This is a genomic window from Gillisella vitis, from assembly GCF_021559775.1.
Taxonomy (GTDB): domain Bacteria; phylum Pseudomonadota; class Alphaproteobacteria; order Rhizobiales; family Rhizobiaceae; genus Allorhizobium; species Allorhizobium ampelinum.
Genome location: NZ_CP056047.1, coordinates 112398 through 128722, shown reverse-complemented (window position 1 = coordinate 128722; position 16325 = coordinate 112398). Strand labels below are relative to the sequence as shown.

General features: G+C 58.0%; 15 protein-coding genes and 1 riboswitch. Of the genes, 9 read left to right on the top strand and 6 right to left on the bottom strand.

Annotated features, from left to right (window positions below):
- Positions 1–33: 33 nt before the first annotated feature.
- On the bottom strand, positions 34–1131 hold the full coding sequence (locus AVCG78_RS00605) for a 2'-deoxycytidine 5'-triphosphate deaminase (protein ID WP_071202675.1): 1098 nt from the start codon (positions 1129–1131) through the stop codon (positions 34–36).
- Positions 1132–1261: 130 nt separating this feature from the next.
- A riboswitch (SAM riboswitch) is annotated at positions 1262–1340 on the top strand.
- 50 nt (positions 1341–1390) lie between these two features.
- On the opposite strand from AVCG78_RS00605, the gene AVCG78_RS00600 reads away from it, so the two are divergent.
- The 5 genes from AVCG78_RS00600 to truA all read left to right on the top strand — a co-directional run bounded on the left by AVCG78_RS00600 (position 1391) and on the right by truA (position 5835).
- Positions 1391–2575 carry an O-succinylhomoserine sulfhydrylase gene (locus AVCG78_RS00600; protein ID WP_071202673.1) on the top strand — a complete coding sequence of 395 codons (1185 nt, stop codon included), beginning with the start codon at positions 1391–1393 and terminating at the stop codon, positions 2573–2575.
- A 403-nt stretch (positions 2576–2978) separates the two neighbouring features.
- The gene (gene apaG, locus AVCG78_RS00595) at positions 2979–3371 is read left to right on the top strand and encodes a Co2+/Mg2+ efflux protein ApaG (protein ID WP_015914814.1); all 393 of its coding nucleotides are present in this window, start codon (positions 2979–2981) and stop codon (positions 3369–3371) included.
- A gap of 85 nt (positions 3372–3456) precedes the next feature.
- A complete protein-coding gene (gene def / locus AVCG78_RS00590) occupies positions 3457–3975 on the top strand; it encodes a peptide deformylase (RefSeq protein WP_071202671.1) in 519 nt (172 codons plus the stop codon).
- A gap of 118 nt (positions 3976–4093) precedes the next feature.
- Complete coding sequence (gene fmt / locus AVCG78_RS00585) at positions 4094–5056, top strand: methionyl-tRNA formyltransferase (RefSeq protein ID WP_071202669.1); 963 nt, start codon at positions 4094–4096, stop codon at positions 5054–5056.
- Positions 5056–5835, top strand: coding sequence for a tRNA pseudouridine(38-40) synthase TruA (truA, locus tag AVCG78_RS00580; protein ID WP_071202667.1), 780 nt, complete (start codon positions 5056–5058; stop codon positions 5833–5835). The genes fmt and truA overlap by 1 nt, the downstream gene beginning before the upstream one ends.
- Positions 5836–5864: 29 nt before the next feature.
- Here the strand turns inward: truA and AVCG78_RS00575 are convergent, their stop codons facing one another.
- Positions 5865–6248: a response regulator gene (locus AVCG78_RS00575; RefSeq protein WP_015914810.1), complete on the bottom strand. Its 384-nt coding sequence runs from the start codon at positions 6246–6248 to the stop codon at positions 5865–5867.
- Positions 6249–6427: 179 nt separating this feature from the next.
- On the bottom strand, positions 6428–7210 hold the full coding sequence (locus AVCG78_RS00570; RefSeq protein ID WP_071202665.1) for an SDR family oxidoreductase: 783 nt from the start codon (positions 7208–7210) through the stop codon (positions 6428–6430).
- 210 nt (positions 7211–7420) lie between these two features.
- Here AVCG78_RS00570 and glgX point away from each other — a divergent pair, with 210 nt between their 5' ends.
- Entirely contained in the window at positions 7421–9508 is a 2088-nt protein-coding gene (glgX, locus tag AVCG78_RS00565; RefSeq protein ID WP_015914808.1) for a glycogen debranching protein GlgX, read from the top strand.
- 100 nt (positions 9509–9608) lie between these two features.
- Here the strand turns inward: glgX and AVCG78_RS00560 are convergent, their stop codons facing one another.
- Positions 9609–9890 (bottom strand): BON domain-containing protein, encoded by a 282-nt coding sequence (locus AVCG78_RS00560; RefSeq protein ID WP_015914807.1) that lies wholly within the window; start codon positions 9888–9890, stop codon positions 9609–9611.
- A gap of 307 nt (positions 9891–10197) precedes the next feature.
- Between AVCG78_RS00560 and AVCG78_RS00555 the strand changes: the two genes are divergently transcribed.
- The 3 genes from AVCG78_RS00555 to AVCG78_RS00545 all read left to right on the top strand — a co-directional run bounded on the left by AVCG78_RS00555 (position 10198) and on the right by AVCG78_RS00545 (position 14442).
- Positions 10198–11898, top strand: a complete 1701-nt coding sequence (locus AVCG78_RS00555; RefSeq protein WP_071202664.1) for a long-chain fatty acid--CoA ligase — start codon at positions 10198–10200, stop codon at positions 11896–11898.
- A gap of 179 nt (positions 11899–12077) precedes the next feature.
- Positions 12078–13703 (top strand): glucose-6-phosphate isomerase, encoded by a 1626-nt coding sequence (pgi, locus tag AVCG78_RS00550; protein WP_071202661.1) that lies wholly within the window; start codon positions 12078–12080, stop codon positions 13701–13703.
- Between the two features lie 7 nt (positions 13704–13710).
- Positions 13711–14442: an SDR family oxidoreductase gene (locus tag AVCG78_RS00545; RefSeq protein WP_071202659.1), complete on the top strand. Its 732-nt coding sequence runs from the start codon at positions 13711–13713 to the stop codon at positions 14440–14442.
- A 42-nt stretch (positions 14443–14484) separates the two neighbouring features.
- On the opposite strand, the gene AVCG78_RS00540 is transcribed toward AVCG78_RS00545, so the two are convergent.
- Positions 14485–15411, bottom strand: a complete 927-nt coding sequence (locus AVCG78_RS00540; protein WP_071202657.1) for a carbohydrate kinase family protein — start codon at positions 15409–15411, stop codon at positions 14485–14487.
- 98 nt (positions 15412–15509) lie between these two features.
- A complete protein-coding gene (locus AVCG78_RS00535; RefSeq protein WP_071202656.1) occupies positions 15510–16202 on the bottom strand; it encodes an orotate phosphoribosyltransferase in 693 nt (230 codons plus the stop codon).
- Positions 16203–16325 lie beyond the last annotated feature (123 nt).

Genomic DNA, 16325 nt, shown 5'->3' with positions numbered 1-16325 from the left:
CTTGGGCGTTGATGTCAAGCATGAAAGCGCAGATCAGGCTGCGCGAAAATGCTTGGAGAGCTTCAGTCCCTGGGCTTGGTAATTGGAGCCGAGGCCTGTGCCGTAGAGACCCTGAGGATGCTCGAGCATATGTTCATAGACCAGGCGACCGATGATCTGGCCGTGTTCCAGGATATAGGGCACTTCGTGGCTGCGCACTTCCAGCACAGCGCGGCTGCCGGTACCGCCAGCCCCGGCATGGCCGAAGCCCGGATCGAAAAAGCCGGCGTAATGAACGCGGAACTCCCCGACCAGCGGGTCGTACGGAGTCATTTCCGCCGCATAGAGCGGCGGTACATGGACGGCCTCGCGTGAGACGAGAATGTAGAACTCGTCGGGATCGAGGATTAATTCGTCCCGGCCACGGCTGTAGAGCGGTTCCCAGAAGTCCAGCACGTCATGGGCAGCCTTACGGTCGACGTCGATCACCGCCGTATGATGCTTGCCGCGATAGCCGACCAGCCCGTCCGGTCCTGTCCCCTTCAGGTCGATGGACAGCGCGATGCCGCCACCCGAGACATTGGGCGTCTCGCTGGCCACCAGCGTTTCGGCCTTGTGCAGATCCAGAAGTTCGCTGTCGCTCAGCAACGCATGACCGATCCGGAAGCGGATCTGCGACAGGCGAGAGCCGCGCCGCACGATAATCGGAAACGTCCGCGGACTGATTTCCAAATAAAGCTGGCCCTTGTAGCCTGCCGGAATCTTGTCGAATTCCTGCGCGTAATCGACCATCACCCGCGTAAAGATGTCGAGGCGGCCGGTCGAGCTTTTCGGATTGGTGGAGGCCGATAGATCCGCCGGCAAATCCAGGCTCTCCATCAGCGGCACGATATAGACACAGCCGGTTTCAAGGACAGCGCCATGCTCCAGATCGATCTCATGCAGGGTCAACCGTTGCAGCTTGTCCGCCACCGTGCTGTTGGGGCCCGGCATAAAGCTGGCGCGCACCCTGAGCGCTTTGGAGCCCAACCTCAGATCAAGACTCGCCGGCTGGATCTGGTCGTGATCGAGCATGGTTTCGCTCAAAAGCGAGGCCGAGCCGAACAATTCGCCTATGGCGCGATCCGCCAATATGCCCGCATTCCGTGTCATTATATCTTCCTTGCAGCGCCGACGCCGAACAAAGCGCGCAACATGCCGCAGCCCCGTCAAACACCGGCATATAGTATATGACAAAACCAAACTCCGGGAATTGACGCAAGCAAAAGAACGGCGTAAGCAAATCTTATCCCGTGGTGATTTGGCCGGTCGGCTTGCAGCCACGTTAAACAATTGGCTAAAAAGATCGGACACGTGCAAACCGGTCCGTATTTCGCGACCGGTTTTTTTGTGTTCGAAAGGCTCATACAGCATGGCAAACAACTGGCGCCCAGCAACCAAACTCGTTCATGGCGGCACGCTGCGTTCACCTTATGGCGAAACATCAGAAGCCATCTATCTCACTCAGGGCTTCGTCTATGACAGCTCGGAAGCGGCAGAAGCCCGTTTCAAGGGCGAGACCGAAGGCTATATTTACGCCCGCTACGGCAGCCCGACCAATGACATGTTCGAAAAGCGCATGTGCCTGCTGGAAGGTGCCGAAGATGCCCGCGCTATGGCTTCCGGCATGGCCGCCGTCGCGGCCTCCATTCTCTGCCAGGTTCAGGCTGGCGATCATATTGTCGCCGCCCGCGCCCTGTTCGGCTCCTGCCGCTGGGTGATCGAGACCTTGGCGCCCAAATATGGCGTGGATTTCACCCTGGTCGATGGCCGCGACCTGAAGAATTGGGAAGACGCTATCCGCCCGAATACCAAGGTGTTTTTCCTGGAAAGTCCCACCAATCCTACCCTGGAAGTGGTGGATATTGCCGGCGTCGCCAAGCTCGCCAACCAGGTCGGCGCGACCGTGGTGGTCGACAATGTTTTCGCCACCCCGCTCTTTCAAAATCCGCTGGAACTTGGCGCCCATGTCGTTGTCTATTCGGCAACCAAGCATATCGACGGCCAGGGGCGCTGCCTGGGCGGCATCGTGCTGTCGTCCAAGCAATGGATTGAGGAAAAACTCCAGGATTACTTCCGCCATACCGGTCCGGCCATGTCCCCCTTCAACGCCTGGACCCTATTGAAAGGCGTGGAAACCCTGCCGCTGCGCGTCAAGCAGCAGACGGAAAATGCCGGTCGTATCGCCGATTTTCTGGCTGACAATAACAAGGTTGCCCGCGTTATCTATCCAGGCCGCGCCGACCATCCGCAGGCCGACATCGTCGCCAAGCAGATGAAGGGCGGCTCCACCCTGGTGGCTTTTGAAATGAAGGGCGGTAAGGCGGCGGCTTTTGCCCTGCAAAACGCCCTACAAGTGGTGAAGATCTCCAACAATCTCGGCGACGCCAAGAGCCTGATCACGCACCCGGCCACCACTACCCACAAGAACCTGACGGACGAGGCCCGTGCGACGCTTGGCATGTCCGGCGGCACATTGCGCCTGTCCTGCGGCATTGAAGATGCCGAAGACCTGGTGGAGGACTTCGCTCAGGCGCTGGATGCCGTTTCCGCCTGATGGCCGTACATGCCAAGGCCGGAGAGGCTTGAGGCGCTCTCAAGCCGTAAAATTTCAGGAGGCGTGACGCGCCTCCTGAACCGCATGAAGGTGCAGCATATATAAAATGCGACCGCGTCCTTTTTATATTCTATAGAACGCGCGGCGTTGTAGCCCCATCTGAAACACCCATATCCTTCATGGAGAAACCTGATATAGTGGCGCCAGTCTTCGCTGAAGTGTGCCGCCAGGGGTTTCTAAAACTCTAAAAAATTTTTGAATACCCTTATTTTTTACTGGAAATTAAGTCTATTAATGGTCTTTATTGTTGCAGGATTATTCCATGCGACGACATTGCCGCAAACCTTAACCTTATCGGCTTTTGCTAATGTATGCTTACCAAAGCGTCAAGAAGTCTCCTTTCATGTATCGCGCGCTGACACGGGATATAGAGGTCACAGTCGAGCCATTTTACCTGGCGGAACAGTCCGACCCGGAAGACAGTCGCTATGTCTGGGGCTACAGGGTGGTCATTGTCAATCAGTCGAATGTGGCCGTGCGGCTGATCAATCGTTACTGGCATATTACGGATCAGAATGGCCAGGTGGACGAGGTTAGCGGTCCGGGCGTGATCGGCGAACAGCCACGCCTGGCTCCGGGTGAAAGTTTTGAATATTCGTCAGGCTGTCCATTGGACACGCCATCCGGTATCATGTTCGGCCGCTACGAAATGGAAACTGACGATGCCGAAACATTCGACGTCGCCATTCCCGCCTTTTCTCTGGACACCCCGGATCTTCGCCGCGTCCTGAACTGATCAACCACGCGCTCCAGTCAAAGGCATGGCTTTTACCGCATTTTTTTGATTTCCTTGAAAACCGGGATGGTTTATGGGGAGATTCATGACGACAAAGCCGATTATCATTTTGCCTGACCCGCTGCTGCGCGAGGTCTCCCAACCCATTGAGCGGATCGATGCCGACCTTGAGCGGCTGATCGATGACATGCTCGAGACCATGTATGATGCGCCCGGTATCGGCCTCGCTGCCGTTCAGATTGCCGTGCCTCGTCGCCTTCTGGTCATCGATGTCTCGAAGGAAGGTGAAGACAAGCAACCGCTGGTCTTTATCAACCCGGAAATCATTGGCAGTTCGCAGGCCCGCTCCACCTATGAGGAAGGCTGCCTTTCCATTCCCGATTACTATGCGGAGGTGGAGCGCCCGGCAGCCGTCACGGTAAAATCACTGGATCGCCACGGCAAGGAACAGTTGATCGAGGCCGATGGCCTGCTTGCTACTTGTCTGCAACATGAAATCGACCACCTAAACGGCACGCTGTTCATCGACCATATTTCGCGGCTGAAACGTGAAATGGTGATCAAGAAATTCTCCAAGGCGGCGAAGTCAAAGGTGACGGTCTAGGGTCAGCGGGGCTCACCCTGAAACTAGCAGGTTGCAGGCCCTGTTGTTCTTGCTCGTGTTTTGGGAAAATCCGGTTCCACGTCCTCCCCGATAACCTCTAGAAGATCGGTCTTGATCCATGGCTCTTCGCATGATTTTCATGGGCACTCCGGAGTTTTCGGTGCCGATCCTGAACACGCTCCACGACGCCGGCCATCAGATTGTTGCGGTCTATAGCCAGCCGCCACGCCCGGCAGGGCGCCGGGGGCTGGATCTGACCAAATCTCCCGTCCATCAGCAGGCCGAAAAGCTCGGACTGCCGGTGCTGACGCCGCTAAATTTCAAGGTGCAGGACGATCGCGATGCCTTCGCCGCCCATCAGGCCGATGTCGCAGTGGTCGTCGCCTACGGCCTGTTGCTGCCGGAAGCCATCCTGACCGGCACGCGGCTGGGCTGTTATAACGGCCACGCCTCGCTGCTGCCCCGCTGGCGGGGTGCAGCGCCGATCCAGCGCGCCATCATGGCTGGAGATACGCAAACCGGCATGATGGTGATGAAGATGGACAAGGGACTGGACACCGGCCCGGTGGCCCTGACACGCCACCTGACCATTACCCCCGACATGACCGCCGGTGAACTACATGACGCCCTGAGCCAGATCGGTGCCGAGGCAATGGTTGAGGCCATGGCCAAACTGGAGGCAGGCGACCTGCCGCTGACAGCCCAGCCAGAACACGGTGTCGTCTACGCCGCCAAGATCGACAAGGCCGAAACCCGCATCGACTTTTCAAAGCCAGCCACGCAGGTTCACAACGGCATTCGCGGCCTGTCGCCCTTTCCAGGCGCCTGGTTCGAGGCGGACATCAACGGCAAGCCGGAACGTATCAAGGTTCTGGGCAGCCAGATGGCAGAGGTCACGGACACCGCAAACGTGCCGGGCACCGTGCTGGACGACGCCCTGACCATCGCCTGTGGCACGGGCGCGGTCCGCCTTGTCCGGCTGCAAAAGGCCGGTGGCAAACCGCTGGATGCAGCGGAATTCCTGCGCGGCACGCCCATAGGTGCAGGCACTGTATTTGCCTCGGCAAAGGCCAGAACCTGATGCCACGCTACAAGCTGACCGTGGAATATGACGGCACACCCTATGTCGGCTGGCAACGGCAGGACAATGGTCCCTCCGTGCAGGGCGCGCTCGAAGCGGCAGTGCTTGGCCTGACCGGGGAAACGGTGGCGATCCGGGGTGCGGGCCGCACCGATTCCGGCGTCCATGCCAGCGGCCAGGTGGCGCATGTCGATCTTTCGCGTCAATGGTTGCCATACAAGCTGCGCAACGCGCTGAACGCGCATCTGGCGCAGGCTGGGGAAGCAGTCTCAATACTGGCTGCAGAAGCTATCCCTGATGCCTTCGATGCGCGATTTTCCGCCCTGAAGCGGCATTATCTTTATCGGATCATATCACGCCCGTCCCGGCTGGCGCTGGAGGCCAATCGCGCCTGGTGGGTATCGAAACCGCTGGACCACGAAGCCATGCATGCGGCGGCGCAAATGCTGGTTGGCAATCACGATTTCACCACCTTCCGCTCGGTTCATTGTCAGGCCATCAGCCCGGTGCGCACGCTGGACCGGCTGGATGTCAGCTGCAACGGCGATCTCATCGAGATCCGCGCCTCCGCCCAGAGTTTTCTGCACAACCAGATTAGATCTTTTGCTGGCACCTTGAAAATGGCGGGAGAAGGCAAGATGACGCCGGAGGATGTTCGCGCCGCCCTGGAGGCCCGCGACCGCAAGGCCTGCGGCCCGGTGGCACCGCCGCAGGGCCTGTATTTTTTGCAGGTAGACTATCCGACCGATGGCAATTGGCGGCCCTATTCGAAAACCTGACCTATGATCTTGTATCGGGAAAACCGATGTTAATAGCTGGTTGCCCTCAATGCAGACCACGGGCGCTCTCGCACCAGTTGGACCATCACATTCACATAATCCGCCGGTTTGGCGATAATCCGGTCGGCGGGAATGCCGCAGGCCACGATTTCCTGAAGCGGCGAACCCGACACGACCCGGTAGGGAATGCCGGAGCGACATAGTCTTTCCACCACCGGCGTTATCTTTCCGTCCAACACCTGGAAGTCCAGGATGGCGGCGGTGATCCTGTTGGCTTCGAGGCAGATAAGCGCATCGCTGACCGTTTCCGTGGTCACGACATTGGCCCCCGCATGGGCAACGCAATCGGCCGCATCCATCGAAATGAATGCATCGTCTTCCACAATCAGGATCGTTTCAGGCTCTGGCTTCATGACATTGTCTCCTTGTCTGAGCCGCTAACGCGCCAAAGCGGTCTTTGTTCAACTTTGGGCCAAAAAGAGTAAGTCATACTTAACAAATAATTAAAATATGCAAAACTTAACGACAGTTAAAACAATTGCATCATTAAACTCCCCTTTTACTATTTCGACCAAAATAGATCAGTTGAATTCTATCGTATCAGACTTTGCGCCCCATCGATCCAGACGGGTGTACCACTGATATGGCGAGCCGCATCGGAAGCCAGAAAGCCGATCAGATCGGCCACTTCCTGGGCGGTACCCGGCGTACCATGGGTCAGCGGAATGGCTTGGCGCGGCGATGGCTGCGGGATGTCGAGCCTTTCAGTGGCCCGCTTGTTTGTATTGTCATCAATTGCCGTTTCAATCGCACCTGGGCAAACCGCATTGATACGAATGCGGTCGGGCCCCAATTCCACCGCCAATTGCTGCACCATGGCCAATTGTCCAGCCTTGGTGGCACTATAAGCTGTGGCGCCAGGAGAGGTGAAGGTGCGCGTGCCGTTGATAGAAGAGACAACGACAATACTGCCACCGCCATTGCGGCGCAGATGCGGCACTGTCAGATGCACCGTCAAATAGGTGCCACGCAGATTGATGGCCATCGTCTGGTCCCATTCCTGCGGCTGCAATTCATCGATTGGTGCCCAAACACCATTGACCCCGGCATTGGCCACCACGATGTCGAGCCGGCTACCCCATGCGATCAATGTTTCGACCCCTGCCCGCATGGAAGAGCTGTCAGCGACATCTGCGACAAGCACAATGGCCTCGCCATTCGCGTGTTGGATGTCTTCGGCAACCCGTTCCAACTCATGCTTGGTTCGCCCCAGCAACCCGACGGCGCAGCCATCCTGGGCAAGTCGCAGGGCAGCTGCTCGCCCAATGCCGGAACCCGCGCCGGTGACCAGCGCCACACGTTTACTGTCGTCCATTTTATTCTGATGCATGCAACCCTCTGTGTCATTGCGCGGCACTTGGCAGCCTCATTCACTGACCGCACCGGCAAGCCGACAGGCGTCACCGAAATGACCAATGGAAATGACGAACAGATAAAGCCGGTAAATGTTCCTGGAGGCGGCAAGGAACAAAGCCATGGCGAGGGAATTACTGTTGCACCGCAGCGACAAGCCCTGAGAGCGACCATGGACATCCAAACGACCAACTTCAAAATTCTTCCCGGCGAGTGGCAACGGCTGGGTGCCCGCTACACGGGCGAAGGGGTTAATTTTGCCCTGTTTTCCGCCCACGCCGATCGCGTCGAGCTGTGCCTCTACGATCCCAGCGGCAGCATTGAGATCGCCCGGATGGATCTGCCTGATTACACCAATGAAATCTGGCACGGGTTTGTACCGGGCCTGAAGCCGGGCGCCCTCTACGGCTTCCGTGTCCATGGACCGTTCGAGCCCGAGAACGGCCATCGCTTCAATCATAACAAGCTGCTGCTCGATCCTTATGCCCGCGAACTGGTGGGCGATATCCGGTGGTCGCCCGAAGTGTTCGGCTATCATTTCGACGATCCTGACAAGGATCTGTCCTTCAACGATCTCGACAGCGCGGCTTTCATGCCCAAATGCCGGGTCGTGGATCCCAATCAGATCGATTGGGGCAATGATCGCCGTCCTCAGGTCTCCTGGGCCGATACGATTGTCTATGAAACCCATGTCAAGGGCTTCACACAGCTCAATCCCGCCATTCCGCAGGAACTGCGCGGCACGTTCGAAGGCCTCGGTCACAAGGCGGCGGTTGATTATATCAAGAGCCTTGGCATTACCTCTGTCGAACTGCTGCCCATCCACGCCTTCCCGGATGATGGCCCGTTGCTGGACAAGGGCCTGAAAAATTACTGGGGTTATAATACCATCGGCTTTTTTGCCCCTGCGCACCGTTATTACGGCGCAAACGGCATCCAGGGCTTCCGCGACATGGTTCGCGCTTTCCATGATGGCGGCATCGAGGTCATTCTCGACGTGGTCTACAATCACACGGCGGAAGGCAATGAACTTGGCTCGACCCTATCCTTCAAGGGCATCGACAACTTTTCCTACTACCGCACCCTGCCGGATAATCACCGTTATTACATCAATGATACCGGCACCGGCAACACGGTGAACACCTCCCATCCGCGGGTTCTGCAGATGGTGATGGACTCGCTGCGCTACTGGGCCGATGACATGCATGTCGATGGCTTCCGTTTCGATCTCGGCACCATCCTGGGCCGCGAGCCCGAAGGCTTCGATGAGCGCGGCGGCTTTTTCGACGCGGTTACCCAGGACCCGACCCTTGCCGGCGTCAAGCTGATCGGCGAGCCGTGGGACATCGGTCCAGGGGGTTATCAGGTTGGCGGCTTTCCACCGGGCTGGGCGGAGTGGAATGACAAATACCGTGACAGCTGCCGCGAATATTGGCTGAACGGTGACAATTGCGCTCCGGATTTCGCGGCGCGTCTGCTGGGCTCCGGCGATCTTTACGACCAGCGCGGCCGTCGCCCCTGGGCCAGCGTCAATTTCATCACCGCCCATGACGGCTTCACGCTGAACGACCTCGTCTCCTACGATGGCAAGCATAACGAAGACAATGGCGAGGATAATAACGACGGTCACAACGACAATCGCAGCCATAATTATGGTCACGAGGGTCCGACGGATGACGAAGGCACCAATGCGGTGCGCGAGCGCCAGAAGCGCAATTTCCTGGCCACTCTGCTGTTTTCCCACGGCACGCCGATGCTGCTGGCCGGTGACGAGTTCGGGCGTTCGCAGATGGGCAATAACAATGGCTATTGCCAGGATAGCGAAATCAGCTGGCTGCATTGGGAAAATCTGCCCGACAGCGCCGATGCCCTGCGTGATTTCACCAAGCGGGTCATCTCACTGCGCAAGGAGCAGCCGTTGCTGCGGCGGGAGAACTGGCGCGATGGCATGATGATTGATTGGTACAGTGTCAGCGGCGGCCGTCAAACATCGGAAAACTGGGAAAACAGCAATGCGCTGATCACACGCCTACATCGTGAAGACCTCCAGGCCGAAGAGGGCATCTGGTCGGATATCATGATGCTGTTCAACCCGCTCGATGAAGACACCACCTTCACCATTCCCAAGGAGAGCGGTGGGGAACGGGTACTCGAACTGATCACCGGCGATCCGGAGCGCCAAGGCGAGAAGGTCAAGCAAGGCGAAACATTCAAACTGCTGCCGCGTAGCATGGCGCTTTTGCGGACGATTCAAACCTGATCTGCGATAGCGCATCACAACTGAAATGATAAAGGCCCGGGGTTTTCCCGGGCCTTTATATTTATGGAGTGGTGCCACACGCCACGTATGGAGATCCCCATCAATGGATCGTGCGCTCGACAATCTCCAGGTCGACGGAAACCTTGAAAACACCGGGAACTGAAAGAGCGACTTCAACGGCTCGGTCGACCTCGCTCTCGGAATAGACAAGGCCTCGCAAACAAATTTCATTGCCGATCGATATCACCTCGATATCAGAGGCATCGATACCGTCGGAACCGGCAAGCTGAGAGGCCACTGCCGTTTCCAACTCCGCCAGAGGCGGATTTTCCTCAACGATACCAGGGGTCTCCCCGAAAGTTTTAGCCGGTTTGAAGACCATGACACTTTCCTCCTTGTTTGCGTGAAGTCTCATAAGAGCTAACGCATCACCGGGAGGTTGGTTCAATGCGAAACTGATCGCCATGTGGTTGTTGTCGAAGGCGCCAGTGCGTGAGCATCTTCGATGCCCTGGAACAAAATGATTCCAAATTATTTTCGCTAGGGATTAATTGACGTTTACGTCAAAGTTATTATAACGTTGGACTTGCATTCCTGGAGCTCAACGCTCCATATTTGGAGTGCGTGGTCGGGCGCACTGTCATCACCTTGAGGAGGGAGGGGCAGGAAGTCGAAAAAGGGAGTGAGGAATGAATACTCTGTCCAGGCCTGAAAGCAATTTTGCGTCGCGCCGAATCTGGCTTGCATCCTATCCTGCCTCGGTGCCTGCGGAACTGCCGCCCCTTGATCACGAATCGCTGCCTGAACTGTTCGATGAAAACTGCGTGACCTATGCCTCCCGCAAGGCCTTCACCAGCATGGGCCGCTCCATGACCTTCCAGGAGCTTGGCGAGCAGGCGACGAAAATTGCCGCCTGGCTGCAAGCGGAAGGGTTCAGCAAAGGCGACCGGATCGCCGTGATGATGCCCAATGTCTTGCAAAACCCGGTTATTGTGTTTGGCATCCTCAAGGCTGGAATGATCGTCGTCAATGTCAATCCGCTCTATACTCCGCGCGAACTGGCGCATCAGCTGAAGGATTCCGGCGCGGTTGCCATTTTCGTGCTGGAGAATTTTGCCCACACGGTCCAGGCGGTGATGGACAAGGTGTCGCTACGCCGCGTGGTCGTTACCAGCATGGGCGACATGCTTGGCCTGAAGGGCCATCTGGTGAATTTCATCGTTCGCAAGGTGAAGAAGCTCGTGCCAGCCTGGTCGATTGCCAATTCCCGAAGCTTCGCATCGGTGCTCGCGGCAGGTGGAAAAGCCCGACTGCGGCCTGAAACCCTTTCGCGCAACGATATCGCCTTTCTGCAATATACAGGCGGTACGACAGGCGTGTCCAAGGGGGCGGTGCTGACCCACGGCAACCTGATCGCCAATACCATGCAGATGTCGCTGTGGTTGGGGTCCGCTTTCGATACGCGCCCAAGACCGGAAACGCTGACCTTCATCTGCGCTTTGCCGCTCTATCATATCTTTGCGCTGACCGTGAACGCCCTGATGGGCATTGCCTGCGGCGGCCACAACATTCTGATCGCCAATCCGCGTGACATTCCAGGCTTTGCCAAGGAACTGTCCCAGTATGATTTCAATGTCATCATCGGCTTGAATACGCTGTTCAATGCTCTGATGAACAATGAGGCCTTCCGCAAGCTGGACTTTTCCCATCTGCAACTGACCTTTGCCGGTGGCATGTCGGTGCAGCGGCCGATTGCCGAACGGTGGCATCAGATTACCGGCTGCCCGATCACCGAGGGTTACGGCCTGTCTGAAACATCGCCGGTGGCAACCGCCAATCGCATGAACGACAAGGACTTCAGCGGCTGCATCGGCATGCCGATTTCCTCCACCGATGTCGACATCCGTGATGAACAGGGTGAAAGCCTGGCTTTGGGAGAGGTCGGGGAAATCTGCATTCGCGGACCGCAGGTGATGGCCGGCTACTGGCAACGACCGGAAGAAACGGCGCGGGCGATGAGTGAGGACGGGTTTTTCCGCACCGGTGACATGGGCTTCATGGACGCGCGCGGCTATACCAAGATTGTCGACCGCAAGAAGGATATGATCCTGGTCTCCGGCTTCAATGTCTATCCCAACGAGATCGAGGAAGTCGCGGTCATGCATCCCGGCGTGCTGGAGGCCGCGGCTATCGGTGTGCCGGACCCGCATTCCGGTGAAGCCGTCAAACTGTTTGTGGTGCGCAAAGACCCAAGCTTGACGGAGCAGCAGGTTAAGGACCATTGCGCCACAAACCTGACCAATTACAAGCGTCCCCGCCATGTGGCCTTTCTTGAAGAGTTGCCGAAATCCAACGTCGGCAAGATTCTGCGCAAGGATCTGAGACCTTAAAGACACCGGGCAGACAGGGACGAGATGGGGCATTCTGCCCCCTCGTCGGTCCTTTCTGCCTTGCGGGGAAGAGAGGGCCGCCACCCCTTAAGCCTGCCGGATTATTTTTCTCCCTAAAACATTCCTGTTTTGGGAATTATGCAGTAGGTTCCCGTCCGTGATTGGATTGGAGTATGCGAATGCACGCTATCGTCGAACAGCTGAAGTCCACCGTCGCGGCCACCGCCGCCACTGATATTCGCGGCGCTTTTGCAAGCGATCCCAACCGTTTCGAGCGGTTTTCCAGTCGCTTTGACGACCTGCTGATGGATTACTCCAAATGCGCCGTCAATGACGAGATCATGGCCCTGCTGGAAAAGCTCTGCACGCAAGGTGGCGTGGCTGAAAAGCGCGAAGCGATGTTTAACGGTGAGGCCATCAACTTTACCGAAGGCCGCGCCGTCTTGCATACGGCACTGCGCAACCGCGCCAACACGCCTGTCGTGGTCGATGGCAAGAATGTCATGCCCGATGTCAATGCCGTGTTGCACGCCATGTCGGCTTTCGCGGAAGGCCTGCGGCAGGGTACGATCACCGGCTCGACCGGCCTCCAGATCACCGACGTGGTCAATATCGGCATTGGTGGGTCCGATCTCGGCCCCGCCATGGCAACGCTGGCGCTGGCACCGTTTCACGACGGCCCGCGCCTGCATTTCGTCTCCAATGTCGATGGCGCCCATATCGCCGATACGCTGAAACTGCTGGAGCCGGAAACCACGCTGTTCATCGTCGCCTCCAAGACCTTCACCACCATTGAGACCATGACCAATGCCGCAACGGCGCGGGCCTTCATTGCCTCAGCGCTGGGTGAAAATGCCGTCGGCGATCACTTTGCCGCCGTTTCGACCGCGCTTGAAAAAGTCGCGGCCTTCGGCATCGGTTCCGATCGGGTGTTCGGCTTCTGGGATTGGGTCGGTGGACGTTATTCCATCTGGTCGGCCATCGGCCTGCCGCTGATGATTGCCGTCGGGGCCGATAATTTCGTGGAATTCCTGGCCGGTGCTCATGCCATGGATATGCATTTCCGCACCGCGCCTTTCCGGGAAAACCTGCCGATGCTGTTGGGCGCTATCGGCTATCACCATCGCAACGTCCTGGATTACCCAACCCGCGCCATCCTGCCCTACGATCAGCGCCTGTCACGCTTCCCTGCCTATCTCCAGCAGCTTGACATGGAATCGAACGGCAAGGGCGTGACCATCGATGGCAGCCCGGTCAAGGGCAATTCCGGTCCCGTGGTCTGGGGCGAACCCGGCACCAATGGCCAGCACGCTTTCTACCAGCTGATCCACCAGGGTACGAGCGTGATCCCAGCCGAGTTTATGATCGCTGCCAAGGGCTTCGAGCCGGAATTGCGCCATCAGCACGACTTGCTGATCGCCAATTGCCTGGCCCAATCGGCAGCCCTGATGAAGGGACGCACGCTGGATGAGGCCAAGGGCCAGCTGCTGAAATCCGGTATGGACCAGGCCAAGGCCGATCATATCGCCCCGCACCGGGTCTTTACCGGCAACCGTCCGTCGATCACATTCGTCTATGAACAATTGACCCCTTTTGCGCTCGGACGGCTGATCGCGCTTTACGAACACCGGGTGTTTGTCGAAGGCGTGCTGTTCGGCATCAATTCCTTCGATCAATGGGGCGTGGAACTGGGCAAGGAACTGGCAACCGGCCTGCTGCCGGTGGTGCAGGGCAAGGCCGGGACCGATGGGCAGGATGCGTCGACGGCAGGACTGGTCGCTGCCTTGAGCAATTTGGCGTCCTGAGGCTGGCATGAGCCGGGGCAGGCTGGCGATCATCACTGGGGCCGCGCGTGGCATTGGCGCTGCGGTTGCCAGACGGCTAGCCTACGACGGCGCCATTGTCATCATCAGTGATGTCGATGGCAATGGCGCTCAAACCCTGGCTGAGGAGATTTGTGCTTCGGGCGGCAAGGCTCTGGCGCTTGCCGCCGACATTGCCGATCCCGGGACCTTTCCGCGCCTGTTCGACAAAGCCGAGGTGGTGGCTGGCCGCGCCGATATTCTGGTGAACAATGCCGGTATCATGGTGCGTCAGCCGATGGTCGATATCGACGACGCGATGTTCGAGCGTCAGATCGCCGTCAATCTGAAGGGAACTTTCTTTGGCATGCGCGAAGCGGCGCGGCGAATGCACGAGGGCGGTCGGATCGTCAATATTTCCAGCAGCGTTGCGGCGATGCGAGCGGAAAACTACAGCATCTATGCCGCCACCAAAGCAGCCATCGAAACAATGACGAGCATCCTCGCCAAGGAATTGCGCGGACGCAGCATTACCGTCAATGCCATCGCCCCTGGTGCGACGGCCACGGACCTGTTCCTGGATGGAAAAAGCCCGGTAGCCATTGAGGCCTTTGCCCGCTTGGCACCGCTTGAACGGATCGGAACGCCAGAGGAGATCGCCGCCGCCGTCGCCTTTCTTGTCGGCCCCGAGGGAGGCTGGGTCAATGGCCAGACAATCCACGCCAATGGCGGCGTGATCTAGCGTTTGTCAGGGAAAAGTAAAAAGCGGTTTCCCTGGCAGACTCTAAAGCCCGATTTCATGCGCAAAGGGCGGATTGGCGCCTGCCCGCGATACCGTCACCGCTGCGGCTTTGGAGCCGAGTGCCAAGGCCTTGGCGATCTGCTCTTCTGTCAATTTTGTCACTTGTTGCTTGGTCAGCAGGTTCTGCATTTTCAGCGAGGCGAGAACACCTGCATCGAATGTGTCGCCTGCACCAACCGTATCGACCACCGTTACCTTTTCGCTCGGCACTTCGACCTTATGATCAGCTGTATAGCCAACCGCGCCATCGGCACCGCGCGTGACGACCACCAGTTTGGCACCGTGATGCAGCCAGTGACGGGCAAGCGTGTCTTCGTCGCCGTCCAGGCCGAACCAGGCGAGATCCTCATCGGAAAACTTGACGATGTCGGAAAGCGCTGCCATGCGGCGGATACGGGCCATATGGGCAGCCTTATCCTTGATGAAGCCGGGGCGGATATTGGGATCAAGCGAGATAACCCGGGTCTTGTGTTCGCGGTTGAGCAGCGCTTCATAGGTCGAGCCGCAGGGCTCGGGGATCAGGCTGATTGCGCCGAAATGCAGCGCTTCACAGTCTTCGCCCAGGGCTGGCAGGTCCGCCTCGGTAATCATCCGTCCAGCAGTGTTTTCATCGTAGAAGGCGTAAGTAGCATGGCCATCGACCAGCTTGACGAAGGCAATGGTCGTCGGTCGCGACAAGGTGGCGCAATAGCTGAAATCCACATGGCTGGCACGCAGCGTGTCACGCAGGATATCGCCCATCATGTCGTCGGAAAGGCCGGTGAAGAAGCCGGAGGCAACGCCCAGGCGTCCAAGCGCAATGCCGGTGTTGAAGACCGCGCCGCCCGCATAGGGCGAAAAGCCCTTTTCACCCAACGTCGTTTCGCGTGGCAACATGTCAATCAGGGCTTCACCGCAACACAGGATCATTCTGGCCTCCCAAACCGGGCTTTCGGATAAACTTCAATCGATTTAAAACAGAAAGCGAAGAAATGCCAGCCACCCTGGCGGATCTTCGCAAGGCAGTCTCAACCCAGCGTGCTGACCCCGCCATTGCGACCGGACCATTCGAGTGGGGCATCCAGGAAGGATTCCACTTCCGACAAGGTTTTGTCATCAAACAGTTTCTGGTCGCGGGCCACGGCCAGAACATTGCGCCAGGTGGCGATATAATGAAGTTTGACGTTGCCGTTTTCGAAACGCTGATGGGCTTGCGGGAAGATCCCGTAGAAGAACAAAGCGATACTGTGATCCACCACACCGCCAGCGGCCCGCACGGCATCGATAAAGGTAAACATGCTGCCGCCTGCTGTCGTCAGGTCTTCGATGACAAGCACCCGGGCACCGTCAGGCATATGACCCTCGATCTGGGCGTTGCGGCCATGGCCCTTGGGCTGCTTGCGCACATAGATCATTGGCAGCGCCAGCCGATCGGCCAACAGAGCGGCAAAGGGAATGCCCGCCGTCTCGCCACCGGCAATACAGTCGAATTGCTCGAAACCGGCATTGCGCAGCAGCGTGGCAACCGCAAAGTCCATCACGGCAGAACGGACACGCGGATAGGACAGAAGCTTGCGGCAATCGATATAGACGGGGCTGCGCATGCCGGAAGCCAGCTTGTAAGGCTCAGCGGCATTGAAATGCACCGCCTTGATTTCCCAGAGCATTTTCGCCAGCAACTCCGCCATGACGGCCGGATCGGAAAAGGAAGTCTGGGTCATCGGTGCTCCTGTCTTCTGCGCAAATGGGTCAGCCGGGATGACCGCAGTCGCTCCGGCAATCACATGGCGAGGCTGCGGCGGAGTAGACATGTCCTTGCCTTTACCCGCGCGGCTTTAACGCAT

Coding starts and splice junctions, on each gene's coding strand:
- AVCG78_RS00560 (WP_015914807.1), bottom strand. CDS start 9,890: ATGGTCTTCAAACCGGCTAAAACTTTCGGGGAGACCCCTGGTATCGTT.
- apaG (WP_015914814.1), top strand. CDS start 2,979: ATGTATCGCGCGCTGACACGGGATATAGAGGTCACAGTCGAGCCATTT.
- AVCG78_RS00600 (WP_071202673.1), top strand. CDS start 1,391: ATGGCAAACAACTGGCGCCCAGCAACCAAACTCGTTCATGGCGGCACG.
- AVCG78_RS00545 (WP_071202659.1), top strand. CDS start 13,711: ATGAGCCGGGGCAGGCTGGCGATCATCACTGGGGCCGCGCGTGGCATT.
- truA (WP_071202667.1), top strand. CDS start 5,056: ATGCCACGCTACAAGCTGACCGTGGAATATGACGGCACACCCTATGTC.
- def (WP_071202671.1), top strand. CDS start 3,457: ATGACGACAAAGCCGATTATCATTTTGCCTGACCCGCTGCTGCGCGAG.
- AVCG78_RS00535 (WP_071202656.1), bottom strand. CDS start 16,202: ATGACCCAGACTTCCTTTTCCGATCCGGCCGTCATGGCGGAGTTGCTG.
- glgX (WP_015914808.1), top strand. CDS start 7,421: ATGGACATCCAAACGACCAACTTCAAAATTCTTCCCGGCGAGTGGCAA.
- AVCG78_RS00575 (WP_015914810.1), bottom strand. CDS start 6,248: ATGAAGCCAGAGCCTGAAACGATCCTGATTGTGGAAGACGATGCATTC.
- AVCG78_RS00570 (WP_071202665.1), bottom strand. CDS start 7,210: ATGGACGACAGTAAACGTGTGGCGCTGGTCACCGGCGCGGGTTCCGGC.
- AVCG78_RS00555 (WP_071202664.1), top strand. CDS start 10,198: ATGAATACTCTGTCCAGGCCTGAAAGCAATTTTGCGTCGCGCCGAATC.
- fmt (WP_071202669.1), top strand. CDS start 4,094: ATGGCTCTTCGCATGATTTTCATGGGCACTCCGGAGTTTTCGGTGCCG.
- AVCG78_RS00605 (WP_071202675.1), bottom strand. CDS start 1,131: ATGACACGGAATGCGGGCATATTGGCGGATCGCGCCATAGGCGAATTG.
- pgi (WP_071202661.1), top strand. CDS start 12,078: ATGCACGCTATCGTCGAACAGCTGAAGTCCACCGTCGCGGCCACCGCC.
- AVCG78_RS00540 (WP_071202657.1), bottom strand. CDS start 15,411: ATGATCCTGTGTTGCGGTGAAGCCCTGATTGACATGTTGCCACGCGAA.